The organism is Enterobacter sp. 22499, assembly GCF_052044815.1.
Lineage (GTDB): Bacteria > Pseudomonadota > Gammaproteobacteria > Enterobacterales > Enterobacteriaceae > Enterobacter > Enterobacter bugandensis.
The window spans coordinates 872,133-898,243 of the sequence record NZ_JBQENR010000001.1 but is presented as its reverse complement, the minus strand read 5'-3'; the positions used below and the strand labels follow the sequence as shown (position 1 = coordinate 898,243).

Sequence of the window (26,111 nt, the reverse complement as noted above, 5' to 3'; positions counted from 1 at the left end):
ATATTGAAACGTTACTCGACAAACGATGCATAAGGTTTTCTATGACACAACAGCCACAAGCCAAATACCGCCACGACTACCGTGCGCCGGAATACCTGATTAGCGATATCGACCTGACTTTTGACCTGGATGCCACAAAAACCGTTGTGACGGCGGTAAGCCAGGTGACGCGCCACAGCGCGACTGCCGTACCGCTGCGTCTGGATGGCGAAGACCTGACGCTGGTCTCCCTGCACATTAACGATGAAGCCTGGTCAGATTATAAAGAAGAAGGCAACCAGCTGGTCATCGACAACCTGCCGGAACGCTTTACGCTGCGCATCGTGAATGAAATCAGCCCTGCCGCCAACACGGCGCTGGAAGGGCTCTACCAGTCAGGCGTGGCCCTGTGTACCCAGTGTGAAGCCGAAGGTTTCCGCCACATTACCTGGTACCTGGACCGCCCGGACGTGCTGGCGCGTTTTACCACCAAAATCATTGCCGATAAAACCCTCTATCCGTTCCTGCTCTCCAACGGTAACCGCGTGGGTGAGGGCGAGCTGGAAAATGGCCGTCACTGGGTGCAGTGGCAGGATCCGTTCCCGAAACCGTGCTACCTGTTTGCGCTGGTGGCGGGTGATTTCGACGTGCTGCGCGATACCTTCAAAACCCGCTCTGGCCGCGAAGTGGCGCTGGAGCTGTTCGTTGACCGCGGCAACCTTGACCGCGCGCCGTGGGCGATGACTTCACTCATTAACTCCATGAAGTGGGATGAAGAGCGTTTCGGCCTCGAATACGATCTCGACATCTATATGATCGTCGCCGTCGACTTCTTCAACATGGGCGCGATGGAGAATAAAGGCCTTAACATCTTTAACTCCAAGTACGTGCTGGCGCGTACCGATACCGCCACCGATAAAGACTACCTCGATATCGAACGCGTTATCGGCCACGAGTATTTCCATAACTGGACCGGTAACCGCGTCACCTGCCGCGACTGGTTCCAGCTGAGCCTGAAAGAGGGGCTAACCGTCTTCCGCGATCAGGAGTTCAGCTCCGATCTGGGCTCGCGGGCGGTCAACCGCATCAACAACGTGCGCACCATGCGCGGCCTGCAGTTTGCGGAAGATGCCAGCCCAATGGCGCACCCGATCCGTCCGGATAAAGTCATTGAGATGAATAACTTTTACACCCTGACGGTGTACGAGAAGGGCGCTGAAATTATCCGCATGATCCACACCCTGCTGGGTGAAGAGAATTTCCAGAAAGGGATGCAGCTTTACTTCGAACGTCACGACGGCAGCGCGGCTACCTGCGACGACTTCGTGCAGGCGATGGAAGACGCGTCCAACGTTGATCTTTCTCACTTCCGCCGCTGGTACAGCCAGGCCGGAACCCCGATTGTCACCGTTAAGGACGACTACAACCCGGAAACCGAGCAGTACACTCTGACCATCAGCCAGCGCACGCCGCCAACTGCCGAGCAGGAAGAAAAATATCCGCTGCACATTCCGTTCAGCATTGAGCTGTACGACAACGAAGGCAACGTCATCCCGCTACAGAAGGGCGGCCACCCGGTGCACCACGTGCTGAACGTGACCCAGGCAGAGCAGACCTTTATCTTCGATAACGTCTACTTCCAGCCGGTGCCTGCGCTGCTGTGCGAGTTCTCCGCGCCGGTGAAGCTGGAGTACAAGTGGAGCGACCAGCAGCTGACGTTCCTGATGCGTCACGCCCGCAACGATTTCTCCCGCTGGGACGCGGCGCAGAGCCTGCTGGCAACCTACATCAAGCTTAACGTGAACCGCTACCAGCAGGGCCAGCCGCTGACGCTGCCGGTGCATGTGGCAGACGCGTTCCGCGCCATCCTGCTGGATGAGAAGATTGACCCGGCGCTGGCGGCTGAAATTTTGACGCTGCCGTCCGCGACTGAAATTGCGGAGCTGTTCGACATCATCGACCCGATTGCCATCGTGGCGGTGCGCGAAGCGCTGACCCGCACGCTGGCGACCGAACTGGCGGATGAATTCCTGGCGCTATACAACGCTAACAAGCTTGACGCGTATCGCGTGGAGCATGCGGATATCGGCAAGCGTACCCTGCGCAATACCTGCCTGCGCTATCTTGCGTTTGGTGAGGCCGAACTGGCGAACGCGCTGGTGAGCAAGCAGTATCACGAAGCGGATAACATGACTGATGCGCTCGCGGCCCTGGCGGCAAGCGTTGCCGCTGAACTGCCGTGCCGCGATGCGCTGATGCAGGAGTATGACGACAAGTGGCACCAGGATGGTCTGGTGATGGACAAGTGGTTTATTCTGCAGGCGACCAGCCCGGCGGCCGATGCGCTTAGCAAGGTTCGCAGCCTGCTTAAGCACCGTTCGTTCACCATGAGCAACCCGAACCGCGTTCGCTCGCTGATTGGCGCATTTGCCAGCAGTAACCCGGCCGCGTTCCACGCCGAAGACGGCAGCGGATACCAGTTTATGGTGGAAATGCTGACCGAGCTGAACAGCCGTAACCCGCAGGTTGCATCACGTCTGATTGAGCCGCTGATCCGCCTGAAACGCTATGATGCGCAGCGCCAGGCGAAGATGCGCGCCGCGCTTGAGCAACTGAAAGGGCTGGAAAATCTGTCTGGCGATCTGTACGAGAAGATTGCTAAGGCGCTGGCCTGATGTAAAAAAGCCCGGTGGCGCTACGCTTACCGGGCCTACGTGGGCGCGCGGGGCATCGGTTTTCTCCCTCTCCCTGTGGGAGAGGGCCGGGGTGAGGGCATCAGGCATTGGCCTTTATCCGCTGAATCTCCGCTTCCCCACGTTTCATCACCCGATCCAGCACTTCGGCTTCCAGCTCCGCCAGTCTCGCCGAGCCCACGCGACGAGGGCGCGGGATGTCCACCGTCAGATCCAAACCGATTTTCCCGTTTTCTATAAGCAATACCCGGTCCGCCATCGCCACGGCTTCGCTCACGTCATGCGTCACCAGCAGTACCGTAAAGCCGTGCGCCTGCCAGAGGGATTCAATCAGATCCTGCATTTCTATCCGCGTCAGGGCATCAAGAGCGCCGAGCGGCTCATCAAGCAGCAGCAGACCGGGACGGTGAATCAACGCTCGCGCCAGCGCCACGCGCTGCTTCTGGCCGCCCGACAGCGCCGCAGGCCATTCACCTGCACGGTTTTCCAGCCCGACGGCGGCCAGCGCCTGACGGGCTTCATCCCGCCAGTTGCCTTTGAGCCCCAGCCCGACGTTATCAATCACCGTTTTCCACGGCAGCAGGCGCGCATCCTGAAACATCATGCGCGTATCGTCCTGAATATTGGCCAGCGGCGTGGTTCCTGCCAGAATCTCTCCTCCGTTGGGGGCCTCCAGCCCGGCTAAAAGACGCAGGAGTGTGCTTTTTCCGCCGCCGCTGCGCCCGACTACAGCCACAAACTGGCCGGCGGGAATGTGCAGATCCAGCCCGTTAAGAATGGTGTTTTCGCCGTAGCGTTTGGTTACGCCGTTGAGCAGCAGCGGCGTGCCCTGATTTAGTCGTGCGGTATTCATGCTTTCGCCTCCTGAAGGGTATAGGCCGGGTTCCAGCGCAGCCAGCTGCGCTCCAGCCACTGTGCGCTGACGTCGGCGAGTTTGCCGAGCAGTGCATACAGAATGATGGCGACCACCACCACGTCCGTTTGCAGGAATTCGCGGGCGTTCATCGCCAGGTAGCCAATACCGGAGTTGGCTGAGATGGTTTCCGCCACAATCAGCGTCAGCCACATCAGACCGAGCGCAAAGCGCACCCCGACCATAATGGAGGGCAGGGCGCCCGGCAGAATCACGTGAGCAAAGAGGGAAAAACCCGATAAGCCGTAGCTGCGCGCCATCTCCACCAGACCGCGATCGATATTGCGGATGCCGTGCCAGGTGTTGATGTATATCGGGAACAGCGTGCCCAGCGCCACGAGGAAGATTTTGGCGCTCTCATCGATCCCAAACCACAAAATGACTAGCGGGATCAGCGCCAGATGCGGCACGTTGCGCAGCATCTGGATGGAGGTATCCAGCAGCCTTTCCCCCCAGCGTGAAAGGCCGCTGATCAGACCCAGCACCAGACCGATGCTGCCGCCGATGGAAAACCCAATCACCGCGCGCCAGGAGCTGATCGCCAGATGTTGCCACAGCTCTCCGCTGACGCTCAGCGACCAGAACGCTTCGATAACGCCCTCCGGAGAGGGCAAAATGCGGCTCGACAGCCAGCCGGTGGTCGACGCGAGCTGCCAGAGCGCCACGATGCCGACGGGCAAAAACCACGGGGCGGCGCGCAGCAGCCATTTTTGTGAGGTGGCAGACATGGTCACTCCTTAGCTCTGTGCGGCTTTGCGCGGAATAAACTCGTTTGCCACGGCTTCGCCCTGCAGCTGGAGCCGCTGCGGCTGCGGAATTTCCGGAACGGCGACATCCAGATGCGGGAATAACAGCTCGCCCACCCTGTAGGCCTCTTCCAGGTGCGGATAGCCGGAGAGAATAAAGCTGTCGATGCCCAGGTCAGCGTATTCATTAATACGTGCAGCCACGGTTGGCCCGTCGCCGACCAGCGCCGTGCCCGCGCCGCCGCGTACCAGACCCACGCCCGCCCACAGGTTCGGGCTGATTTCCAGGTTCTCGCGCTTGCCGTTGTGCAGAGAGGCCATGCGGTGCTGCCCGACGGAGTCGGTTTTGGCAAACGCAGCCTGCGCCTTCGCAATGGTCTCATCGTCCAGATGGGAGATCAGACGGTCTGCCGCCTGCCAGGCTTCTTCATTGGTTTCGCGCACAATCACGTGCAGGCGAATCCCGAAGCGCACTTTGCGGCCATGGGCGGCGGCTTTGGCGCGGACCTGGGCAATTTTCTCTTTCACCAGCTCGGGCGGCTCGCCCCAGGTCAGATAGAGATCGACCTGCTCGGCGGCCAGATCCTGGGCCACATCCGACGATCCGCCAAAATAGAGCGGAGGGCGCGGCTGCTGCACCGGCGGGAAGTAGAGCTTCGCGTCGCGAACGTGAATATGCTTACCTTCAAAGGTGACGGTTTCGCCTTCCAGCAGGCGTCGCCAGACGCGGGTAAATTCGGCGGAGGCTTCATAGCGCTCGGTATGGTCGAGGAACACGCCGTCACCCGCCAGCTCCTGCGGATCGCTGCCCGTCACCAGGTTAAACAGAGCGCGGCCGTTGGAGAGCCTGTCCAGCGTTGCTGCCTGACGCGCCGCCACGGTGGGTGAAACGACGCTCGGGCGCAATGCAACAAGGAATTTAAGGCGCTGGGTGACCGGGATCATCGACGCGGCCACCAGCCAGGCATCCTCGCACGAGCGTCCGGTCGGGATCAGCACGCCGGTAAAACCGATTCGGTCCGCCGCCTGGGCAATCTGCTGAAGATAGCCATGGTCAACCGGGCGCGAGCCCTCTTCTGTACCAAGATAGTGTCCATCACCGTGGGTGGGTAAAAACCAGAAAAGATTCAGACTCATGATTTAGCTCCTTCTTTGCCAGCGGGCTGCCAGATGCGTTCGCGAATATCGACCTGTTTTGGTACCAGGCGGTTTTGATAGAAGAGGTCAGCAGTCTGTTGCTGAAGCGCGGCGACGTGCGCGTCGACAGGCGCAATGGTGGTGGGCGGACGGTGACTGAGGTAGCTCGCGATCACCGGCTCAGGTAAGCCCATGGTTTTTGCCAGCAGGGCGATGCTCGCCTGACGCTGGCTCTGGGTCAGGGCATCTGCCTGCGTAAAGGTATCCAGTACGCCCTGAATAAACGCGCCGTTTTTTTCGGCGTAAGGGCGTGAGGCGAGGTAGAACGAACCGGTTTGCTTCAGCGTGGTACCGTCTTTCAGCACCCGTACGCCACCCTGCAGTAATGCCGCAGAGTAGTACGGATCCCAGATAGCCCAGGCATCAACGTTCTTCTGCTGGAACGCGGCGCGTGCATCGGCGGGCGTCAGGTAAACGGGCTGAATGTCGGTGAACTTGAGCCCGGCTTCCTGTAAGGCGCGCAGCAGCAGGTTGTGCGAGCTGGAACCTTTCTGGAAAGCGACCTTGTGCCCTTTAAGGTCGGAGACGCTTTTAATGTCACTGTTTTCAGGTACCAGGATGACTTCGGCTTTCGGCTTAGCGGGTTCTACACCGACGTATACCAGGTCTGCCCCGGCAGCCTGAGCGAAAATAGGCGGGATGTCGCCCGTACTGCCCAGATCGATACTGCCGACGTTCAGGGCTTCAAGCATCTGCGGCCCTGCTGGGAACTCCACCCATGAGAATTTGGTGTCCGGGAAGCGTTTTTCCAGCAGCTGGTGGCTTTTTGCCAGCACCATACTGACGCTGCCTTTTTGGTAGCCAATCCGTAAACTGTCCGGTGCGGTTTCTGCGGCATGTGCCAGCGCGGTAAACGCCATCAGGCCAGCCAGTCCGAGGCGGGTTAAGGTTTTAAACATGTGCGACTCCCTGCGGCGGATTAAAAGAAGGAACCTGGATATCCCGGCGATGCAGCGCGTGCCAGAAAGTTTCCAGCGAAGCATCAAGGCGCGTTTGCAGATTCGGCGTGAAGTGCGGCTTATGCTGGTAGTCAATGACCTGCGAATCATCCGCGAAAACGCCGTGAAGGATCTCCTGCGCCTTCAGGGCGTTCAGCACCGGCTTCAGGGCGTAATCCACCGCCAGTAAATGGGCCACCGTGCCGCCCGTTGCCAGCGGCAGAACCACTTTGCCGTCCAGTGCGCGCTCGGGGAGAAGATCGAGCAGCGTTTTCAGCGCGCCCGAAAAAGAGGCTTTATAAATCGGGGTCGCAACGATGAGGCCGTCCGCTTCCTTGAGCTGCTCAGTGAGGGTTTTCAGCGCGGGGCTGTCGAAGCGGGCATACAGCAAATCTTCAGGTTCGAAGTTATGCAGATTCCAGTGGCACACTTCCACGTCCAGGGCATTGAGCTTGTCGCGGGCATATTCCAGCAGGGCGCTGGAACGCGAAGGGAATCGTGGACTTCCGGCCAGGGTAATGACGCGCATACTTCCTCCTTATAACTAATTGTTTGCTTTTGCCTAACATTCATAACAATTTTCAGGAGTGTGACACCGCGCGGTTATTCCACTAAATGATTTATCCGCAATTAAACTGCGAAAAACTGCATAAGAAAGAGAGTGGGAGGTAAACGATTGCGTTTTACGCCGATTTTTTTGCCGCAGGTCAATTCCCTTTCGTGACGGGATCGCCCATAATCCCCTCCCGGTTTGCACACCGGGAATCCAGGAGAGTTCATGTACTACCCCTTCGTTCGTAAAGCCCTTTTCCAGCTCGACCCCGAGCGCGCTCATGAATTTACATTCCAGCAATTACGTCGTATTACAGGAACGCCTCTGGCGGCCCTGGTGCGTCAAAACGTGCCGGAAAAGCCTGTGCAGTGCATGGGGCTGACCTTTAAAAATCCGCTGGGTCTGGCGGCCGGTCTGGACAAAAATGGCGAGTGCATTGATGCCCTGGGCGCGATGGGCTTTGGCTCCATCGAAATTGGTACCGTCACGCCGCGCCCGCAGCCGGGAAATGACAAGCCGCGCCTGTTCCGCCTGGTCGAAGCCGAAGGGTTGATCAACCGCATGGGCTTTAATAACCTCGGCGTTGATCATCTGGTAGAGAACGTGAAGAAAGCCCATTTTGATGGGGTGTTAGGCATCAATATTGGCAAAAATAAAGATACGCCGGTTGAGCAGGGTAAAGATGACTACCTGATTTGTATGGAAAAAGTCTACGCCTATGCCGGGTATATCGCGGTGAATATTTCCTCACCCAATACCCCGGGGCTGCGCTCCTTACAATATGGCGAAGCGCTGGACGATCTTCTGAGTGCCATTAAAAATAAACAAAATGAACTCCAGGCGATCCACCATAAATATGTTCCGGTCGCGGTGAAGATCGCGCCGGATCTTTCTGTCGAAGAATTGATCCAGGTTGCCGACAGTTTGGTTCGCCATAATATTGACGGGGTGATTGCAACGAATACCACGCTCGATCGTTCGCTCGTTCAGGGAATGAAAAACTGTGACGAAGCGGGTGGGTTAAGTGGCCGTCCGGTACAATTAAAAAGCACCGAAATTATTCGCGCGCTGTCTGCGGAATTAAAAGGCCGTTTACCGATTATTGGCGTCGGCGGTATCGACTCGGTGATTGCTGCGCGCGAGAAGATGGCGGCCGGTGCGTCACTGGTGCAAATCTATTCCGGCTTTATTTTTAAAGGGCCGCCTTTGATTAAAGAAATCGTTACGCATATCTAATCTTTTTTCTTAATCAGACAACCAGGGCTTTATTTCCAGCCCTGGTTGTTTTATATTCCGTCACTGTTGCTTATTTAGACATTATCGTCTTTTATTACTAGTGTTATAAACGAAGCGGCGAACAGGACATTTTTAGTACAGGACGTTTGGGGACGGGAGAGACACATGCGAATTAAACCTGACGATAACTGGCGCTGGTATTTTTGCGACGAGCATGACCGTATGATGCTCGATTTAGCCAATGGCATGTTGTTTCGTTCTCGTTTTGCCCGCCGAATGTTAACCCCGGACGCGTTTTCTCCATCGGGCTTTTGCGTTGACGATGCGGCGCTTTATTTCTCCTTTGAAGAAAAATGCCGCGACCTGATGCTCTCTAAAGAGCAGCGTGCCGAACTGGTATTAAATGCGCTGGTGGCTATCCGTTTCCTGAAACCGCAAATGCCGAAAAGCTGGCATTTCCTGCCTCACGGCATGGACTGGACGCCAGCAACGGGCGATGCGGCCAGCGTTAACCTGAGCGATACCGCCGAAGAGGTGAGTTTGTTAGTGGTTGAGCCGGGCGAAAATGCCGCACTCTGTCTGCTGGCGCAGCCCGGCGTGACGATTGCCGGGCGCGTAATGCAGTTAGGTGATGCGATCAAAGTCATGAATGACAGGCTGAAGCCACAGCTGCGCGTCGATGCCTTCAGCCTCGAACAAGCGGTTTAAGCTTCCAGTTGTACCGACGTTTTCGGTACGCAGCTACAGCACAGGATTGTGCCGTCATTTCCAATTGCAGATTTTTTCAGCGCACTCACTTCTCCCTCCAGCAGCTTGATGCGGCAGCATCCGCAAATTCCCGCGCGGCAGGAATACGGTACGCGAATACCGGCTTGCTCCAGCTGCTCCAGTAAAACCTGCTGATTGTTGCCACGAATAACCTTGCCCTGCCAGTGAATATCCACTGCAGTGGCGACATTCGTCTCAACCTCGACCATTTCTTCTTCCTGGCCTGAGCCGTACACTCGCGCCGGCCCGCGGGCGAGAATTTCAACTTCATCACCTACGCGAATCGCGCCGCTGGATCGCGGGATCAGGTTCTGGCCGAAATCGACATCGCCGATGTCCTTCGCGGTACGGAACGATTGCAGCGTTTTCAGCGGCTCGCCGGAAGGATGCTTTTGGCCTTTCTCAGGGCTTACCGTGGTGAAAATGCAGCGACTGCAGGGTTTGACGACATCAAAGATGACGCTGCCGATGCGGATGACTTTCCAGGTATCTTCATCCCAGGCGTCCGCTCCGGTCACGACCAGATTTGGGCGGAACTGTTCCATCTGTACGCTGGCTTTACAGCGATTCTGTAAATCACGCAGAGACGCTTCGTTGGTGAGCAGGAACGGGAAGCCATCCGCGAAGGAGAGGGGAACGGCATCGTGGCGCTTTACGCGACGCGTCAGTTCCGGCCCAACCCACCGCAGCTGCACGTCGCGGGAGAAGAAGCCGCTCAGCCAGCGGTTAATTTCATCCGGGGCGATGCGCGCGGTGAAATGGTTGCCCCATACTTCCGTTGGCGCGTCGACAGCCGCAAAATCCGCAAAGCGAATCACCGCGCTGGAACCGTCCGGCGCGGTCAGATGCAAACCGTCATGAAGTGGGGAAGGGGTAAAACGAACCATCTGAGGGAACTGGCGTGCGGTGATAAACGTACCGTCAGGCTCGGTGACCATAAAAATACGATCGAAGGCGAACCCGCTCATGTCTGCCAGCGCGTGAGTGACGCCGATGCCGCGCATGGATTTCACCGGATGAATAAAAAGCCTGGATAACGTCGCCACTGCACACTCCCTCGAATGAAAATAAGCCTTCAACTTTATGACATACACGCCATATTAGCTATAATGCGCGACAATTTTCTAAGAGTAAAAGTGACGATATGAATTCTCTGTTTGCCAGTACGGCCCGTGGGCTGGAAGAGCTGTTAAAAACTGAACTGGAAGCCCTGGGCGCGCAAGAGTGCCAGGTGGTTCAGGGTGGTGTCCATTTTGAGGGCGACACGCGGCTTATTTACCAGAGCCTGATGTGGAGCCGCCTGGCGTCGCGCATCATGCTGCCGATGAAGGAATGCAAGGTCTATAGCGACCTGGATCTCTACACCGGCGTACAGATGATCGACTGGACAGAGATCTTCACGCCTAACGCCACCTTCGCGGTGCATTTCAACGGCGTGAACGACGAGATCCGCAACAGCCAGTACGGCGCCCTGCGCGTAAAAGACGCCATTGTGGACTGCTTCACGCGTAAAAATAAGGAACGTCCGAACGTCGATCGCGAAAACCCGGACCTGCGTATCAACGTCTGGCTGAACGGCGACACGGCGAGCATCTCCCTCGATCTGAGCGGCGCGGGTCTGCACCTGCGCGGCTACCGCGATCGCACCGGTATGGCACCAATCAAAGAAACCTTGGCCGCCGCCATCGTGATGCGCTCCGGCTGGCAGCCGGGCACGCCGCTGCTTGACCCAATGTGTGGCTCCGGTACGCTGCTGATTGAGGCCGCAATGCTGGCAACCGACCGTGCGCCAGGGCTGCACCGCTGCCACTGGGGCTTCAAAGGCTGGGCGCAGCACGACGAAGCGCTCTGGAAAGAGGTTAAAGACGACGCGCAGACCCGCGCGCGTAAGGGGCTGGCGGAGTATACCTCTCACTTCTACGGTTCGGATAGCGACCCGCGCGTAATAGAACGCGCGCGCAGCAACGCCCGTCGCGCCGGTATCGGCGAGCTGGTCACCTTCGAGGTGAAAGACGTGGCGAACCTGACCAACCCGCTGCCGAAAGGCCCGTACGGGACCGTAATCAGCAACCCGCCATACGGCGAGCGTCTCGACAGCGAACCGGCGCTGATTGCCCTGCACAGCCTGCTGGGCCGCAATATGAAGGACTACTTCGGCGGCTGGAATCTGTCTCTGTTCAGCGCCTCGCCGGAGCTGCTGAGCTGCCTGCAGCTGCGTGCCGACCGCCAGTTTAAGGCGAAAAACGGCCCGCTGGACTGCGTGCAGAAAAACTACCATCTGGCAGAGAAAGCGGCGGACAGCAAGCCAACCGGCGTGGCAGAGGATTACGCCAACCGCCTGCGCAAAAACCTGAAGAAATTTGAAAAATGGGCGAAGCAGGAAGGGATCGAGTGCTATCGCCTGTACGACGCCGACCTGCCGGAGTACAACGTGGCGGTTGACCGCTATGCGGACTGGGTGGTGATTCAGGAATATGCTCCGCCGAAAACCATCGATGCGCAAAAAGCGCGCCAGCGCATGCTGGACGTCATTGCGGCCACCATTGCCGTGCTGGGGATTGCGCCCAACAAGCTGGTGCTGAAAACCCGCGAGCGTCAGAAGGGTAAAAACCAGTACCAGAAGATGGGCGAAAAGGGCGACTTTATCGAAGTGGGCGAATATAACGCTCGCCTGTGGGTGAACCTGACCGACTATCTTGATACCGGCCTGTTCCTCGACCACCGCATTGCCCGCCGCATGCTCGGCCAGATGAGCAAGGGCAAAGATTTCCTCAACCTGTTCTCCTACACCGGCAGCGCCAGCGTGCATGCCGGTCTCGGCGGCGCGCGCAGCACTACCACGGTGGATATGTCCCGCACTTATCTCGAGTGGGCCGAGCGTAACCTGCGTCTGAACGGCTTAACCGGACGTCAGCATCGCCTGATGCAGGCCGACGTGCTGGGCTGGCTGCGCGATACCGACGAGCAGTTCGACCTGATCTTTATCGATCCGCCGACCTTCTCTAACTCCAAGCGCATGGAGGATAGCTTTGACGTTCAACGCGATCACCTGCGCCTGATGACCGACCTGAAGCGCCTGCTGCGTAAAGGCGGCACCATTATGTTCTCGAACAACAAACGCGGCTTCCGTATGGATCATGACGGCCTGGCAGCCCTGGGACTGAAAGCACAAGAAATCAGTCAAAAAACGCTGTCTCAGGACTTCGCCCGTAACCGTCAAATTCATAACTGCTGGTTGATTACCGCGGTCTGAAAGGAAAAATAAATGTCATTAATTAGTATGCACGGCGCGTGGCTCTCTTTCAGCGACTCACCGCTTCTCGATAATGCAGAGCTGCATATCGAAGATAACGAGCGCGTCTGTCTGGTGGGCCGTAACGGCGCGGGTAAATCCACGCTGATGAAAATCCTCAACCGCGAGCAGGGGCTGGATGACGGCCGCATCGTATACGAGCAGGATCTGATCGTCTCCCGCCTCCAGCAGGATCCGCCGCGTCATGTGACCGGCAGCGTGTACGATTTCGTGGCGGAAGGCATCTCCGAGCAGGCGGAGTACCTGAAGCGCTATCACGAGATTTCGCATCTGGTGATGACCGACCCGAGCGACAAGAATCTCAACGAACTGGCGAAAGTGCAGGAGATGCTCGATCACCACGGTTTGTGGCAGCTGGAAAACCGCATTAACGAGGTGCTGGCGCAGCTCGGGCTGGAACCCGACATGGAGCTGTCGGCGCTCTCCGGCGGCTGGCTGCGTAAAGCGGCGCTGGGGCGCGCGCTGGTCAGCGGCCCTAAGGTACTGCTGCTGGACGAACCAACCAACCACCTGGACATCGAAGCGATTGACTGGCTGGAAGGTTTCCTGAAAACCTTCAGCGGCACCATCATCTTCATCTCGCACGACCGTTCGTTTATTCGCAATATGGCGACGCGCATTGTCGACCTCGACCGCGGCAAGCTGGTCACCTATCCCGGCGATTACGACACCTATCTGCTGGAGAAAGAAGAAAACCTGCGCGTGGAAGAGCTGCAGAACGCCGAGTTCGACCGCAAGCTGGCGCAGGAGGAAGTCTGGATCCGCCAGGGCATCAAAGCCCGCCGTACCCGTAACGAAGGCCGCGTGCGTGCCCTGAAGGCGATGCGTCGCGAGCGCAGCGAGCGCCGCGAAGTCATGGGCAGCGCCAAAATGCAGGTGGAAGAGGCGTCCCGCTCCGGCAAGATTGTCTTCGAAATGGAAAACGTTAACTACCAGGTTGACGGCAAGGTGCTGGTGAAAGATTTCTCTGCGCAGGTTCAGCGCGGGGACAAAATTGCGCTCATCGGCCCGAACGGCTGCGGCAAAACCACGCTGCTGAAGCTGATGCTGGGCCAGCTGCAGGCCGACAGCGGCCGCATTCACTGTGGCACCAAGCTGGAAGTGGCCTACTTCGACCAGCACCGCGCGGAGCTGGATCCGGACCGCACGGTGATGGACAACCTCGCCGAAGGTAAACAGGAAGTGATGGTAAACGGCAAGCCGCGTCACGTTCTGGGCTACCTGCAGGACTTCCTGTTCCACCCGAAACGCGCCATGACACCGGTGCGCGCGCTGTCCGGCGGGGAGCGTAACCGTCTTCTGCTGGCCCGTCTGTTCCTGAAGCCAAGTAATCTGTTGATCCTCGATGAACCGACGAACGATTTGGATGTCGAAACGCTGGAATTACTCGAAGAGCTGATCGATGGGTATCAGGGAACCGTGATGCTGGTTAGCCACGATCGTCAGTTCGTGGATAACACCGTGACCGAGTGCTGGATCTTCGAAGGTGAAGGGCGAATTGGCCAGTACGTGGGCGGTTATCACGACGCAAAAGGGCAGCAGTCGCAGTCTCTGGCGCAGAAACAGTCGAAGTCCAGAACAAGTTCTGAACCTGCTGTAACAAAAGCAGAAACTGTCAAGAAAACCTCGGCTAAACTAAGCTATAACCTGCAGCGCGAACTGGAGGGGCTACCTCAGCGTCTTGAAGAGCTGGAGGCCGCGCTTGAGGAGCTGCAAGCGCAGGTTGCTGATGCGTCCTTCTTTACCCAATCGCATGACTATACTCAGAAAGTACTGGCTGAAATGTCCGCGGCTGAAAAAGCCCTGGAAGAAGCATTTGAGCGCTGGGAGTACCTTGAGTCTCTGAAAAACGGCGCATAACAGGGATTAAATATGTGTGACCAGCACCATGCCGACAGGCATATATTATGCTCGCAATGCGATATGCTCGTGGCGTTGCCAGAGCTTGGTCACGGACATAAAGCCCAGTGTCCACGCTGTGGCGCGACGTTGACAACCGAGTGGGACGCGCCGCGGCAGCGTCCCACCGCTTACGCGCTGGCAGCACTGTTCATGCTGCTGCTCTCCAATCTCTTCCCCTTTGTCTATATGAAGGTGGGCGGGATGACAAGCCAGGTGGATCTGCTTGAAATCCCGGGCGTGATGTTCTCGGAAGATTACGCCAGCCTCGGCACCTTTTTTCTGCTATTCGTCCAGATAGTCCCGGCGTTTTGCCTGGTCATCATCCTGCTGCTGGTTAACCGCGTCAGGATGCCGTCACCGCTGAAAATCCGGCTCGCGGGCATCCTTTTTCAGCTCAAAAGCTGGGGGATGGCCGAGATCTTTCTCGCAGGGATACTGGTCAGTTTCGTGAAGCTGATGGCGTACGGCGACGTGGGGATAGGCAGCAGCTTTATTCCCTGGTGTCTGTACTGTGTCCTGCAGCTGCGTGCTTTCCAGTGCGTGGACAGGCGCTGGGCCTGGGACGATATCGCCCCGGCACCGACGCTCGCGCAGACGGTGAAGGTCGGCGTGCCGGGTATCCGCCAGGGGCTGCGTTCTTGTCCGTGCTGTACCGCCGTGCTGCCCGCCGATCTTGAGGTTTGTCCGCGCTGCGAAACGAAGGGCCATGTTCGCCGTAAAAATAGCCTGCAGTGGACGATGGCACTGCTGGTCACGTCCGTCATGCTGTATCTGCCCGCTAATATTCTGCCGATTATGATCACCGATTTGCTCGGCGATAAAATGCCCTCGACGATCCTCGCCGGGGTCATACTGCTGTGGAGCGAAGGATCCTATCCTGTCGCCGGCGTGATTTTCATCGCCAGTATCATGGTGCCCACTTTAAAAATGATCGCCATTGCCTGGCTCTGTTGGGATGCAAAAGGCCACGGAAAACGCGACAGCGAACGCATGCATCTGATTTACGAAGTGGTCGAATTTGTCGGTCGTTGGTCAATGATCGACGTGTTTGTGATTGCCGTTCTCTCTGCGCTGGTGCGGATGGGCGGTTTGATGAGTATTTATCCCGCGATGGGGGCTTTAATGTTTGCACTGGTGGTGATTATGACCATGTTTGCGGCCATGACCTTCGACCCTCGTTTATCGTGGGATCGTGAGCCTGAATCAAGCCATGAGGAAGAGTAAGAGCATGGAAAATAAGAGTGGAGAGGCGAAAGTGCAGAAGGTCAAAAACTGGTCGCCGGTGTGGATTTTCCCCATCGTGACCGCGCTGATCGGTGCATGGATCCTGTTTTATCACTACAGCCATCAGGGACCGGAAGTGACGCTGATTACCACCAATGCCGAAGGAATTGAGGGCGGTAAAACGACCATCAAAAGCCGCAGCGTGGATGTGGGCGTGGTGGAAAGCGCAACCCTGACCGACGATTTAACCCATGTGGAGATTAAGGCGCGTCTTAATGCCGGCATGGAAAAACTCCTGCACGGCGATTCTGTTTTCTGGGTGGTTAAACCGCAGGTGGGACGTGAAGGGATCAGCGGCTTAGGAACGCTGCTCTCAGGTGCCTACATCGAACTGCAGCCGGGTGCAAAAGGCAGCCAGCCGGCGCAGTACCAGCTTCTGGATTCACCGCCGTTAGCACCGCCTGATGCAAAAGGTATCCGCGTGATCCTCGACAGTAAAAAAGCGGGCCAGCTCACGGCGGGCGACCCGGTACTTTTCCGCGGCTATCGCGTGGGTTCGGTGGAGAAGAGCACCTTCGATCCTCAGAAAAGATCCATCAGCTATCAGTTGTTCATCAATGCGCCTAACGATCGTCTGGTTACCAGCAACGTCCGTTTCTGGAAAGACAGCGGCATCGCGGTGGATCTGACCTCGGCGGGCATGCGAGTAGAAATGGGCTCGCTGACAACACTGTTTGGCGGCGGCGTGAGTTTTGACGTACCCGAAGGTCTGGACCTGGGGCAGCCGGTTGCGGAGAACACCGCTTTCCGCCTGTTCGACGATCAAAAAAGCATTCAGGATGCACTCTATACCGATCACATCGACTACCTGATGTTCTTTAAGGATTCTGTTCGCGGCCTGCAGCCTGGGGCGCCCGTTGAGTTCCGCGGTATTCGTCTGGGGACGGTGGGACAAGTGCCTTACTTTGTTCCAGGCCTTAAGCAGATGCTTGATGATGATTACCGTATTCCGGTGCTGATCCGCATTGAGCCTGAGCGCCTGATCAACCAGATTGGTGAGAATCAGGATATCGGCGAGCACATCACCGACCTGATGAATCGCGGTCTGCGCGGCTCGCTGAAAACCGGTAACCTGGTGACCGGCGCACTGTATGTCGATATGGACTTCTATCCAAAAGCGCCGCCGATTACCGGTATGCGTGAATTTGGTGGTTACAAGATCATCCCAACGGTAAGCAGCGGTCTGGCCCAGATCCAGCAGCGTCTCATGGAAACGCTGGATAAAATTAACAATCTGCCTCTGAACCCAATGATTGAGGCGGCGACAGGTTCGTTACATCAAAGCCAGGCGACAATGCAGCGCCTGCAGACCACGCTGGATAACATCAACAAGATTACTGCAAACCAGAGTATGCAACAGCTGCCGCAGGATATGCAGAAAACGCTGCGCGAGCTGAACCGCAGTATGCAGGGCTTCCAGCCTGGCTCGGCGGCTTACAACAAGATGGTGGCAGATATGCAGCGTCTCGATCAGGTCTTGCGTGAACTGCAGCCGGTTCTGAAAACGCTCAACGAGAAGAGCAACGCGCTGGTGTTCGAAGCGAAAGATAAAAAGGATCCTGAGCCGAAGAGGGCGAAACAATGAAAAAATGGCTAGCGATTGCAGGAGCGATGGTACTCACGGCCTGTAGCTCCGGGAGCGAAACGAAAAGCTACTACCAGCTGCCTCTGGTGACGCAGGCGGTTACGCAAAGTTCCGCCTCACAGGGTAACCGTCTGCTGTGGGTTGAGCAGGTCGCCGTTCCGGATTACCTGGCCGGCAACGGGGTGGTCTATCAGACCAGCGATGTACAGTACGTTATCGCCAACAACAACCTGTGGGCCAGCCCGCTGGACCAGCAGTTACGCAATACGTTGGTGGCGAATCTGGGCAGCCAGCTTCCGGGCTGGGTTGTTGCCTCCCAGCCTTTGGGAAGCGATCAGGACACGCTGAACGTCACGGTAACGGGCTTCCACGGCCGTTATGACGGTGCCGTTGTCATCAGCGGCGAGTGGCTGTTGAATCATCAGGGACAGCTGATTAAGCGTCCTTTCCATCTGGAGCTGAAGCAGCAGAAGGATGGCTATGATGAAATGGTGAAAGTGCTGGCTCAGGGTTGGGCGCAGGAGTCAGCCAGTATCGCCAGGGAAATTTCCCGACTGCCATAAGTAAAATTCATCGTCAAAAACCGCAATCGGCCTGGTGCTGATTGCGGTTTTTTTTTCGTTTTTGCGTCAGGTTGTTACTTGTGCCGGGTCACATTTTTTGTACAAATGATCTTCTGGCTAGCTCACAAATATGACACCCGTATGAATTTTGAACATTGACGCTGGGACTAATTCGGGGTATTCGTTATCTGTGCCTGCGCATCTGGCGCGGACACTGTTTTCTTTCCACCAGACAAAAGAATGAGGGAAACGAGGCATGAAGAGACAGAAACGAGATCGCCTGGAACGGGCTCATCAACGTGGTTATCAGGCCGGCATCGCTGGACGTTCGAAAGAAATGTGTCCTTATCAGACGATAAATCAAAGGTCACAATGGCTTGGAGGCTGGCGAGAAGCCATCGGCGACAGGGCACTTATAGCCTGATAACGTCTCTTTAAAAAAAGAAACCTCCGCACTGCGGAGGTTTCGCCTTTCCGGGGTCGCTTAAAGCGATATCAGAACGCGGAAGTGTCCTGGAACAGACCCACTTTCAGGTCGTTCGCGGTATAGATCAGGCGACCGTCTACCAGCACTTCGCCATCCGCCAGGCCCATAATCAGGCGACGGTTAACGATGCGCTTGAAGTGAATACGATAGGTGACTTTCTTCGCCGTAGGCAGAACCTGGCCAGTGAATTTCACTTCGCCCACGCCCAGCGCGCGGCCTTTACCTTCACCACCCAGCCAGCCCAGATAGAAGCCAACCAGCTGCCACATGGCATCCAGGCCCAGGCAGCCAGGCATTACCGGATCGCCAATAAAGTGGCAACCGAAGAACCAGAGGTCCGGGTTGATATCGAGTTCTGCTTCTACGTAACCCTTATCGAAGTTGCCGCCGGTTTCGGTCATTTTCACGACACGGTCCATCATCAGCATGTTCGGGGCCGGTAACTGTGGGCCTTTCGCGCCAAACAGTTCTCCGCGACCAGAGGCAAGAAGATCTTCTTTTGTATAGGATTCGCGTTTATCTACCATGTTCTCAGTAAGCCTTATTTTAGTGAAGGACGCAGGATAGCTAACACGTGTACGCTGAACAAGTCCGATCAGTTCGAACTGAACCAGCCCAGCCAGCGTAACGGCCATGGATAACGATGGCGAGCATCCTGCTGCGTCGCCTGAGCAATGCGCTCCTGGATAGTCTGCATCAAAGTTGTCTGACCTTCGCCATCCCAAACCAGGTTTGTCAGTAAGGGTAGTGCATCCTCAATCCCTTCGATGGCCCAGATGGCGAATTGTTCCTGTTCAACCGCGTCCAGAATATCCTGGCACAGGCTGAGATGGCGTACGTTAGGCGCCGGAATAATCACACCCTGTTTGCCGTTTAAACCGCGCTGCTGACAGACAGAGAAGAAGCCTTCAATTTTTTCATTCAGACCGCCAACGGGCTGAGCACGACCAAATTGATCGACCGAACCGGTAATAGCAATGTTCTGGTTGATCGGCACGTCCGCCAGGGCGCTGATTAAGGCGCACAGCTCCGCCATTGAGGCACTATCGCCATCCACTTCGCTGTAGGACTGCTCAAACGTCAGCGAGGCGGAGAAGGGGATTTGCTGCTCAAGCTGCAGCTCAGACATCAAAAATGCCTGCATGATCATCATGCCTTTGGCGTGAATGTTGCCGCCCAGTTCGGCCTTGCGTTCAATATCGGTAAACTCGCCGTCGCCAATATGCACAACGCAGCTGATTCGCGAGGGTTCACCGAACGCGCGCGGATGGCCAGGAAACTCGATCACCGAGAGGGCGTTGATCTGCCCAACGCGTTCGCCTTCTGTCTCGACCAGAATTTGTTCCAGCAGAATTTCATCCTGCATGCGGTCAGCAAGATAGCCTTCGCGCCACTCTCGCTGCGCCAGCATCTGCGTGAGCTGTTCGCCAGTAAACGCACCGTTACCGCTGATCGTACCGACTTCACGCAGCTGCTTGCAGATCCAGAGCGGGCAGAGCGGCAAGGTTTCCTGGTCACCGGTATAGCGAACGGCTTCGCGGATTAAACCCGGCCACGCGTCGGCGGCAGGCGCTGGCAATGCAAAACGTTCCGCCACGGCCATCACCCACTGACACCACTGCGCCATGTCGTCCGCATCGGCAATCTGAATGTTGTCTTCGTATTCGCTGTAAACTGCCTGTTCGGCCAGTTCCGGCTCCATCTCCTGGAAGTCCGCCAGCGATTCGCGGTCACCCATCAGCACGACGGTCAGCGACAGCGGCATTGACGGCACGGAGACAGGAAGAGGACGAGACTCGTCGTAACCGACCCAGTCAAAGCGCTGTTGGGTCACAACGGTTTTCAGACGCATCCACAGCAGCGGCTGCGAGAGCAAAGTGCGCAGAGAGATGATGAGCACGCCGCCGTTTGCACGATGCACCAGCCCCGGCTGCAGGGAAAGCTCGCCGTTAAACTGGCGCAGACAGCCAAACAGCTGTTCAGCCTCGACCCAATTAGCGGTAATTACCTCGCCGTTAGTAGCAAAACGACCGTCGGCCTGGTCCGCCGGTCCGAAGGTAATATTATGCCCCGCGATACGATACTGGCCGCCAAATACCGTGGTGGTGTCTGGCCGCAGCTGGCGCGTGGCATCCCCAAGCAGCGTCAGATATTCCGCTTCTTCCGGGGCTTTCAGCAGCATGAAGGGCGATGTCGCCCACGGGCTTAACGTCTGCTCCAGCGCATAATGTAAGCGTGGTTGCGTATCGCTAAGGATGAATTCGTGTTCTTTTGCGAGATCGGGCTGTGCAAACAGTTCCTGATAGCTCTCGGCATCCGGAACAAGGTCACGCCATGCTAGTTTCGTAATGGTCAAAGTTGATGTTTTTTAGTCAGATGTAAAAGCGTGGAGTATACCGTAAGCGGGGGGCTCTACCCAAGCAGGATTGGTATTTCAGCAGGCGGATTGGCTGTAGTCACTCACAGGATATGATTTCTTTTCAGCAGATTGCTAAAAAACTGATATTCTGAACAGAGTTACGTGGTAACACTGAGATCGCAATGAAATATCAACAACTGGAAAATCTCGAAAGCGGCTGGAAATGGAAGTACCTGGTCAAAAAGCACCGTGAAGGGGAGCTGATCACCTGCTACATCGAAGCCAGCGCTGCGCAAGAAGCCGTGGATATTTTGCTGACCCTCGAAAATGAACCGGTACAGGTCAATGGCTGGATTGAGAAGCACATTAATCCTGCGTTGTTAAACCGGATGAAGCAAACTATCCGCGCGCGACGTAAACGGCATTTTAATGCTGAGCATCAGCATACCCGGAAAAAATCCATCGACCTGGAGTTCGTGGTCTGGCAGCGTCTGGCCGGGCTGGCACAACGGCGTGGTAAGACCCTGTCGGAAACCATCGTGCAGCTGATTGAGGATGCCGAACATAAAGAGAAGTACGCCAACCAGATGTCGTCGCTGAAAAACGACCTTCAGGCGTTGTTGGGCAAAAAATAGATTTTAGTTTTCTTCAGACAATAAAAAACCCCGCATGGCGGGGTTTTTTTATAAGACGATAACTTATGCCGCTGGCTGAGTTACAACGTCTTTAACGCCTTTAACTTCGATCTCTACGCGACGATCTGGTGCCAGGCAGTCGATCAGTGCAGCGCGAGCTTTAACGTTGTCACAGGTGTTGCCAGTAACTGGGTTAGATTCGCCCATACCACGTGGGGAGATCTTGTTAGCTGGGATACCTTTAGAGATCAGGTAATCAACAACAGACTGAGCACGTTTCTCAGACAGTTTCTGGTTGTAAGCGTCAGAACCGATGCGGTCGGTGAAGCCCAGAACCACTACAGAACCGTCTTTAGGATCCAGGTTGCTCAGCTGGGTGTACAGCTGATCCAGTGCCTGCTGACCTTCTGGTTTCAGGGTCGCTTTGTTGAAGTTGAACAGAACGTCAGACTTCAGAGTGAAGTGCTTGGTCTGTACTTCTGGAGCTGGAGCCGGCGCTGGAGCAACAACTGGTGCTGCATCTTCCTGCTGGCCGAAACGGTAGGAAACACCTACGCTCAGCATGCCGTTGTCTGGACGAACGCCAACGGTAGCACCGTCACCGATGTTGTTAACCCACTGGTATTCCAGACGGGTAGCGATGTCACGGGTCATAGCCCACTCAACGCCACCAGCGAATACTGGGGAAACGCCAGTGTCATGGTCGTCGCCAGCGATGTTGTTGCTGGAGTCTGCACGCCATACCATGCCGCCCAGACGGGTGTACACGTCCAGATCGTCAGTTACTGGGTAACCCAGTTTAGCGGTCAGCTGAACGCCCTGAGCTTTGAAAGCGCCATTGATGGTGTCGCCTTTGTATGGCATACGACCTAACCAGTCGTAACCCATTTCAAAGCCAACATACGGGTTAACCTGATAGCCACCGAACGCACCTGCACCAAGCTGGCTCTCGTGAGTAGGGCCATCGTTGTTCAGGCTGCTGTTGTACCAGCCAGTGTCATGGAACTGAGACCAGCCCAGTTTACCACCTGCATACCAGGTATTATCTTTCGGAGCGGCCTGCGCTACGGTAGCGAAGCCAGCCAGTGCCACTGCAATCGCGATAGCTGTCTTTTTCATTTTTTGCGCCTCGTTATCATCCAAAATTCGCCATGAAGGTCTCAAGAGAGAATCACGGTTAAATCCTTCACCGGGGGGCGTGGTCAAATATAAATCTACCGATATCTTCGGCTTAGGCCGAGCACCCCTGGCGATGTAAAGTCTACAACGTAGCTGAAAACTTACAAGTGTGAAGTCTGTCAGGCATATGAAAAAAAAAGTTCCGTATACCTATTATTTAACATTTTTAGAACGAATTTTGTGCAATAAAATTAAGGAGAACCGCACCAGACAAGCCTTGCCGCAATTTTGAGGCCGGGAACTAAAACCGCATCCTGCGGTCAAAAAAAATTCCAGGAAAAATCTTAATTTCACTCAATGATACAAATTTGAGTGAATTTTTAGCCCAGAAAGTTGTCCTCTGCGATAAGAATCTGGACGAACCGGGCGCATGATAAACCCGATCGCATTCCCTTCTTCAGCCGCTTCGGTCAGACGAAAATGTTCCTCTTCCGTCAATTCTTCCGGTAACCACCCGATCACCACGCTGTAATTTCCGGTGCGTAACGCGCGAATCATCGATTCGACGGTATCGCAGGGAGAAAGCTGGTTGATCTGCATAACCTTTGCCAGCGGCAGGCCTGCAGACTGCACCCATTGGCGGCTCAGTTTTTGCTGTGGCGTCAGCCAGAGCTGCCAGCGTGATTGCTGACCAAGCTGCTGTAATAACGGAAGCAGCAGGAGTTGGGTCAACAGAGGCTGGTCTTCACGGTAAACCACTTCACTAATAAGCCCCGTCGAAGCACCCCCAACGGTGTTCTGCGCGACAGTGCCCGCGGTAGAGGAGAGAGAAGTTGAGCGATTTGCATAGCCTGAAGTGTACATATTCATTCCAGCCCTGTAGTTACTGTATGGATATACAGTAACCCCTGTATGCATAAAGATCAACCTCATTTTCGGAAAGCGACTCGCAAAATTCATTCAATGTTGATGCCCTTCGAAAAATCATCTTGCTCAACGACGCTAAGTTGCCTATTTTCCTGCTAACGGATCCGCTAGTAAGAAATTTCGTTGTTACTTTATGATTTTGAAGGGAAATATCATGAAAAAGATATCTTATGAACGGATTTATAAATCCCAGGAATACCTGTCACCACTGGGTGAAATTCATCATCGCGCGCTGTTCGGCGGCTATACCCTGGCAGTGGATGATGCGGTTTTTGCCATGGTGTCAGAAGGTGAGCTCTACCTCCGTGCCTGTGAAGAAAGTGCGAAATACTGTGTGAAAAATGCTGCGTCTTTTTTGACCCTGATGAAGCGGGGCCGTCCGGTGCTTCTCAACTATTACCGGGTGGATGACGGGCTATGGCAGGACAGGGAGCGTCTGCTTCAGCTCTCCACTTTCGCACTTAATGCGGCAAGAAAAGAGCGTTACCAGCGGCATCAGCGCAATCGACTTAAGGACCTGCCAAACCTGACCTTTCAGCTGGAAGTGTTGCTCTTTGAAGCGGGCATCACCAACGAAGAAACGCTGCGGGCGCTTGGCGCAAGGGAGAGCTGGCTGAAGATGCGGGCGAAAAATAAAGCGCTGAGTATCAAAGTGCTATTCGCGCTGGAAGGGGCGATCGAGGGGCTGCATGAGGCGGCACTCCCGGCCGGCATTCGCCGGGAGTTGACGGAGTGGTTTAATGCGCTGCCTGAGCCACTGGAGAATCACTCCTCCAGGTAGCGATTTGCTGTTGCAGCCGGCAAATTTCTGGCAGCAGGGCGATGAGCAGGCCAATCTGCTGTAACACCAGAGGCGCTTTGCTGTCGTTTCCGGGCTCAAGATGCGCAATACGTTGGGTAAGTTCATCCAGCGCCTGTCTCACGCGCGGTTCATCGGCTGGCCGGTGATGCAGTGCATCATCGACATAACAGACCGCGTCATCCAGCAGATTGAGGATGCCCGGGTTGGTGAGTTTTTCGCGGTGGGCGCCCAGCGTGGAAATATAGCTGGTGAAGGTATGGTTCAGGCAGAGCAGCCGGAAAGCCGTCTCACGAATCTCGGCCGTGGCGCGAGGCTCCGTTGACATGTTAGAGACCACCGAGGCCAGTTCCGCATCGCTGTTGTGCGCATCGCGGCGCGCTATCCGGTAAGCCAGGCGGTTATCGCGGCCCTGATGATACTGCTCAAGGATGGCGTCCAGGTATCGGCAGTTGGCGTTCATAGCCCTGTCTAACACGCGCGGTAGATTACGGAAACGCCAGTCCGGCCAGATAAAGCTGACGGCGGCCCAGGCGATAGCGCAGCCAATCAGGGTATCGAGTACGCGGGGCAGGGCGACCTCGAACCCTTCACCCAGCAGGTTAAAGCAGAGCAGAACCAGCAGCGTGATGAACATTGTGGCATGGGCGTACTGCACGTTGCGAAACGCGAAGAACAACACGCCGGTGATCACGATCAGGATCAGCTGTCCTTCAATGGACGGCACGAAATAGAGCACCGGAAGGCCAATGGCGACGCCGACCAGGGTGCCGATAATACGCAATGCCAGGCGGTGTCGGGTGGCGTTATAGTTCGGCTGACAGACAAACAGGCTGGTCAGCAGGATCCAGTAGCCGTGGTGCAAACCGGTTATCTGGATAAAAGCATACCCCACGCATAAGACCAGGGACATTCGCACCGCGTGACGAAACAGCGCCGACTCCGGCGTGAAGTTGCGGCTCAGCCTTAGCCACATATCGCTCACGCTGTGCACGCTGTCATCTGCAAGCTGGTTATCCATCTCGCTGCCCGGCAGTGCCATCGCCTGCTCGGACTCAATCGTCGCCAACTGAGCATCAATCGCCCGCAGGTTGTTGAGCAGAAAACCCAGCGCTTTGATCTGTTCCGGTGACGTTCCGCTGGCCTGCACGCGGTCGAGCGCCGCATCAAGATGGCTAAACACGCGTTCGAAGCGGGAGTCGTGCTGATAGGGCGTGCGCAAAAGAATGGAGCGCGCGAGCTGCTGGCATGCTTGTGACTGCATGGACAGCAGGCGCTGAAAGCGGAACATGACGTCGCTGTAGCGGAACTTCTCGCGCAGAGCGGCATACTGAACGTGCGAGGAGCTGGCGCGCTCATGAATGTCCTGAGCGGCAAAATAGTAGTGCAAGGTTCTGCGCGTGCCGCGCTGGCCGCGATCCCCGCGCAGACGGGTAAGCAGCGAGGCTTTCGTCTGGTTAAGGGTGGCGACCAGCTGGCCGTTTGCCAGCGCCAGATCGTAAAGCGGCGCCTGGCTTTCTTCCTCAATATCCGGGTCGAACAGCCGGGATTTCAGTTCCAGATAATGGGCTAGCTGCTCATAGCTGCGGGCAAGGTTATCCTGCAGAGGACGAACCGGGAAAATTAGGTGGCCGGTTAACGTCAGCAGGTTATACCAGATGGCGCCCAACAGCAGCAGCACAGGCTGCTGATACCACTGGTCGTACAGGGAAACGCCCAGCATGGTGTAGATAGCGATCAGCAGGGCCCCAAAGGCGATAGTGGCATAGCGCTGCCCCAGACCGCCCAGCAAAATAAACCCGCTGGTGGAGAGTGTAAGGCCAAGGGCAAACAGCCACGGCCAGGGGAAAAGTAACTCAACGGACGCGGAGGCGATAAAAAAACAGACGAGCGTAATGACCAGATTCCGCAAACGCCCGGCCAGGCGATCGTCCAGATCCGCCAGCGCTCCGGCCACCACCCCCAGCGTGAGGGGGATGGTGAGCTTGACATCATTCAGCCACCACGGCAGGGCAGCCGTGCCGCAAAGCGCGATAAATATCCTGACGTTGTAGAGCCAGGCGCTGTTCCAGGTATAACGGCGAAGCAGTGGACTTAGCATAAACGCGGCCAGTC

General features: G+C 56.2%; 22 protein-coding genes. 11 read left to right on the top strand and 11 right to left on the bottom strand.

Translation table 11 applies throughout. The features are described 5' to 3' along the window. The first annotated feature begins 41 nt into the window (after positions 1 to 41). The gene (pepN, locus tag ACTJI7_RS04490; protein WP_048960456.1) at positions 42 to 2,654 is read left to right on the top strand and encodes an aminopeptidase N; all 2,613 of its coding nucleotides are present in this window, start codon (positions 42 to 44) and stop codon (positions 2,652 to 2,654) included. Between the two features lie 100 nt (positions 2,655 to 2,754). On the opposite strand, the gene ssuB is transcribed toward pepN, so the two are convergent. Genes ssuB through ssuE form a run of 5 tightly spaced genes read right to left on the bottom strand, consistent with a single transcriptional unit; the run spans position 2,755 to position 6,995 of the window. After that, on the bottom strand, positions 2,755 to 3,525 hold the full coding sequence (gene ssuB / locus ACTJI7_RS04485; RefSeq protein WP_041910612.1) for an aliphatic sulfonates ABC transporter ATP-binding protein: 771 nt from the start codon (positions 3,523 to 3,525) through the stop codon (positions 2,755 to 2,757). Next, a complete protein-coding gene (gene ssuC / locus ACTJI7_RS04480) occupies positions 3,522 to 4,313 on the bottom strand; it encodes an aliphatic sulfonate ABC transporter permease SsuC (RefSeq protein WP_028012588.1) in 792 nt (263 codons plus the stop codon). Before ssuC ends, ssuB begins: the two co-directional genes overlap by 4 nt. Before the next feature lie 9 nt (positions 4,314 to 4,322). After that, the gene (gene ssuD / locus ACTJI7_RS04475) at positions 4,323 to 5,468 is read right to left on the bottom strand and encodes an FMNH2-dependent alkanesulfonate monooxygenase (RefSeq protein WP_028012589.1); all 1,146 of its coding nucleotides are present in this window, start codon (positions 5,466 to 5,468) and stop codon (positions 4,323 to 4,325) included. Further along, positions 5,465 to 6,427 (bottom strand): sulfonate ABC transporter substrate-binding protein, encoded by a 963-nt coding sequence (locus ACTJI7_RS04470; protein WP_063154547.1) that lies wholly within the window; start codon positions 6,425 to 6,427, stop codon positions 5,465 to 5,467. Before ACTJI7_RS04470 ends, ssuD begins: the two co-directional genes overlap by 4 nt. Then, complete coding sequence (gene ssuE, locus ACTJI7_RS04465; protein ID WP_028012591.1) at positions 6,420 to 6,995, bottom strand: NADPH-dependent FMN reductase; 576 nt, start codon at positions 6,993 to 6,995, stop codon at positions 6,420 to 6,422. Before ssuE ends, ACTJI7_RS04470 begins: the two co-directional genes overlap by 8 nt. Positions 6,996 to 7,244: 249 nt before the next feature. Here ssuE and pyrD point away from each other — a divergent pair, with 249 nt between their 5' ends. Both pyrD and zapC read left to right on the top strand, forming a co-directional pair. After that, a complete protein-coding gene (gene pyrD, locus ACTJI7_RS04460) occupies positions 7,245 to 8,255 on the top strand; it encodes a quinone-dependent dihydroorotate dehydrogenase (protein WP_045261711.1) in 1,011 nt (336 codons plus the stop codon). A 165-nt stretch (positions 8,256 to 8,420) separates the two neighbouring features. After that, positions 8,421 to 8,963: a cell division protein ZapC gene (gene zapC / locus ACTJI7_RS04455; protein ID WP_028012593.1), complete on the top strand. Its 543-nt coding sequence runs from the start codon at positions 8,421 to 8,423 to the stop codon at positions 8,961 to 8,963. On the opposite strand, the gene ACTJI7_RS04450 is transcribed toward zapC, so the two are convergent. Beyond that, positions 8,960 to 10,069, bottom strand: a complete 1,110-nt coding sequence (locus ACTJI7_RS04450; protein ID WP_063154545.1) for a YcbX family protein — start codon at positions 10,067 to 10,069, stop codon at positions 8,960 to 8,962. The genes zapC and ACTJI7_RS04450 overlap by 4 nt on opposite strands. A gap of 98 nt (positions 10,070 to 10,167) precedes the next feature. Here ACTJI7_RS04450 and rlmKL point away from each other — a divergent pair, with 98 nt between their 5' ends. The 6 genes from rlmKL (at position 10,168) to rmf (ending at position 18,094) form a co-directional block, all read left to right on the top strand. Next, the gene (rlmKL, locus tag ACTJI7_RS04445) at positions 10,168 to 12,276 is read left to right on the top strand and encodes a bifunctional 23S rRNA (guanine(2069)-N(7))-methyltransferase RlmK/23S rRNA (guanine(2445)-N(2))-methyltransferase RlmL (protein WP_440669765.1); all 2,109 of its coding nucleotides are present in this window, start codon (positions 10,168 to 10,170) and stop codon (positions 12,274 to 12,276) included. Between the two features lie 12 nt (positions 12,277 to 12,288). Next, on the top strand, positions 12,289 to 14,196 hold the full coding sequence (locus ACTJI7_RS04440; protein ID WP_028012596.1) for an ABC transporter ATP-binding protein: 1,908 nt from the start codon (positions 12,289 to 12,291) through the stop codon (positions 14,194 to 14,196). 12 nt (positions 14,197 to 14,208) lie between these two features. Continuing rightward, entirely contained in the window at positions 14,209 to 15,462 is a 1,254-nt protein-coding gene (pqiA, locus tag ACTJI7_RS04435; protein ID WP_440669763.1) for a membrane integrity-associated transporter subunit PqiA, read from the top strand. A gap of 4 nt (positions 15,463 to 15,466) precedes the next feature. Continuing rightward, positions 15,467 to 17,107, top strand: coding sequence for an intermembrane transport protein PqiB (gene pqiB / locus ACTJI7_RS04430; protein WP_028012598.1), 1,641 nt, complete (start codon positions 15,467 to 15,469; stop codon positions 17,105 to 17,107). After that, positions 17,104 to 17,670, top strand: coding sequence for a membrane integrity-associated transporter subunit PqiC (gene pqiC / locus ACTJI7_RS04425; RefSeq protein WP_028012599.1), 567 nt, complete (start codon positions 17,104 to 17,106; stop codon positions 17,668 to 17,670). Before pqiB ends, pqiC begins: the two co-directional genes overlap by 4 nt. 256 nt (positions 17,671 to 17,926) lie before the next feature. Next, the gene (rmf, locus tag ACTJI7_RS04420) at positions 17,927 to 18,094 is read left to right on the top strand and encodes a ribosome modulation factor (protein ID WP_013097261.1); all 168 of its coding nucleotides are present in this window, start codon (positions 17,927 to 17,929) and stop codon (positions 18,092 to 18,094) included. A gap of 71 nt (positions 18,095 to 18,165) precedes the next feature. Here rmf and fabA read toward each other — a convergent pair whose 3' ends face one another. Together fabA and ACTJI7_RS04410 are read right to left on the bottom strand one after the other, a co-directional pair. After that, the gene (gene fabA, locus ACTJI7_RS04415; protein ID WP_000227926.1) at positions 18,166 to 18,684 is read right to left on the bottom strand and encodes a bifunctional 3-hydroxydecanoyl-ACP dehydratase/trans-2-decenoyl-ACP isomerase; all 519 of its coding nucleotides are present in this window, start codon (positions 18,682 to 18,684) and stop codon (positions 18,166 to 18,168) included. A 68-nt stretch (positions 18,685 to 18,752) separates the two neighbouring features. Further along, positions 18,753 to 20,513, bottom strand: a complete 1,761-nt coding sequence (locus ACTJI7_RS04410) for an AAA family ATPase (protein WP_440669760.1) — start codon at positions 20,511 to 20,513, stop codon at positions 18,753 to 18,755. Positions 20,514 to 20,698: 185 nt separating this feature from the next. On the opposite strand from ACTJI7_RS04410, the gene matP reads away from it, so the two are divergent. Beyond that, positions 20,699 to 21,151 (top strand): macrodomain Ter protein MatP, encoded by a 453-nt coding sequence (matP, locus tag ACTJI7_RS04405; RefSeq protein ID WP_023332611.1) that lies wholly within the window; start codon positions 20,699 to 20,701, stop codon positions 21,149 to 21,151. A gap of 63 nt (positions 21,152 to 21,214) precedes the next feature. On the opposite strand, the gene ompA is transcribed toward matP, so the two are convergent. Further along, positions 21,215 to 22,270, bottom strand: a complete 1,056-nt coding sequence (gene ompA, locus ACTJI7_RS04400) for a porin OmpA (RefSeq protein WP_108780329.1) — start codon at positions 22,268 to 22,270, stop codon at positions 21,215 to 21,217. A gap of 354 nt (positions 22,271 to 22,624) precedes the next feature. Next, positions 22,625 to 23,134: an SOS-induced cell division inhibitor SulA gene (gene sulA / locus ACTJI7_RS04395; protein WP_041910604.1), complete on the bottom strand. Its 510-nt coding sequence runs from the start codon at positions 23,132 to 23,134 to the stop codon at positions 22,625 to 22,627. A gap of 217 nt (positions 23,135 to 23,351) precedes the next feature. Between sulA and ACTJI7_RS04390 the strand changes: the two genes are divergently transcribed. Next, positions 23,352 to 23,978 carry a TfoX/Sxy family DNA transformation protein gene (locus ACTJI7_RS04390; protein WP_041910603.1) on the top strand — a complete coding sequence of 209 codons (627 nt, stop codon included), beginning with the start codon at positions 23,352 to 23,354 and terminating at the stop codon, positions 23,976 to 23,978. On the opposite strand, the gene yccS is transcribed toward ACTJI7_RS04390, so the two are convergent. After that, the gene (gene yccS / locus ACTJI7_RS04385) at positions 23,935 to 26,097 is read right to left on the bottom strand and encodes a YccS family putative transporter (RefSeq protein ID WP_045261705.1); all 2,163 of its coding nucleotides are present in this window, start codon (positions 26,095 to 26,097) and stop codon (positions 23,935 to 23,937) included. The genes ACTJI7_RS04390 and yccS overlap by 44 nt on opposite strands. Positions 26,098 to 26,111: the final 14 nt, after the last annotated feature.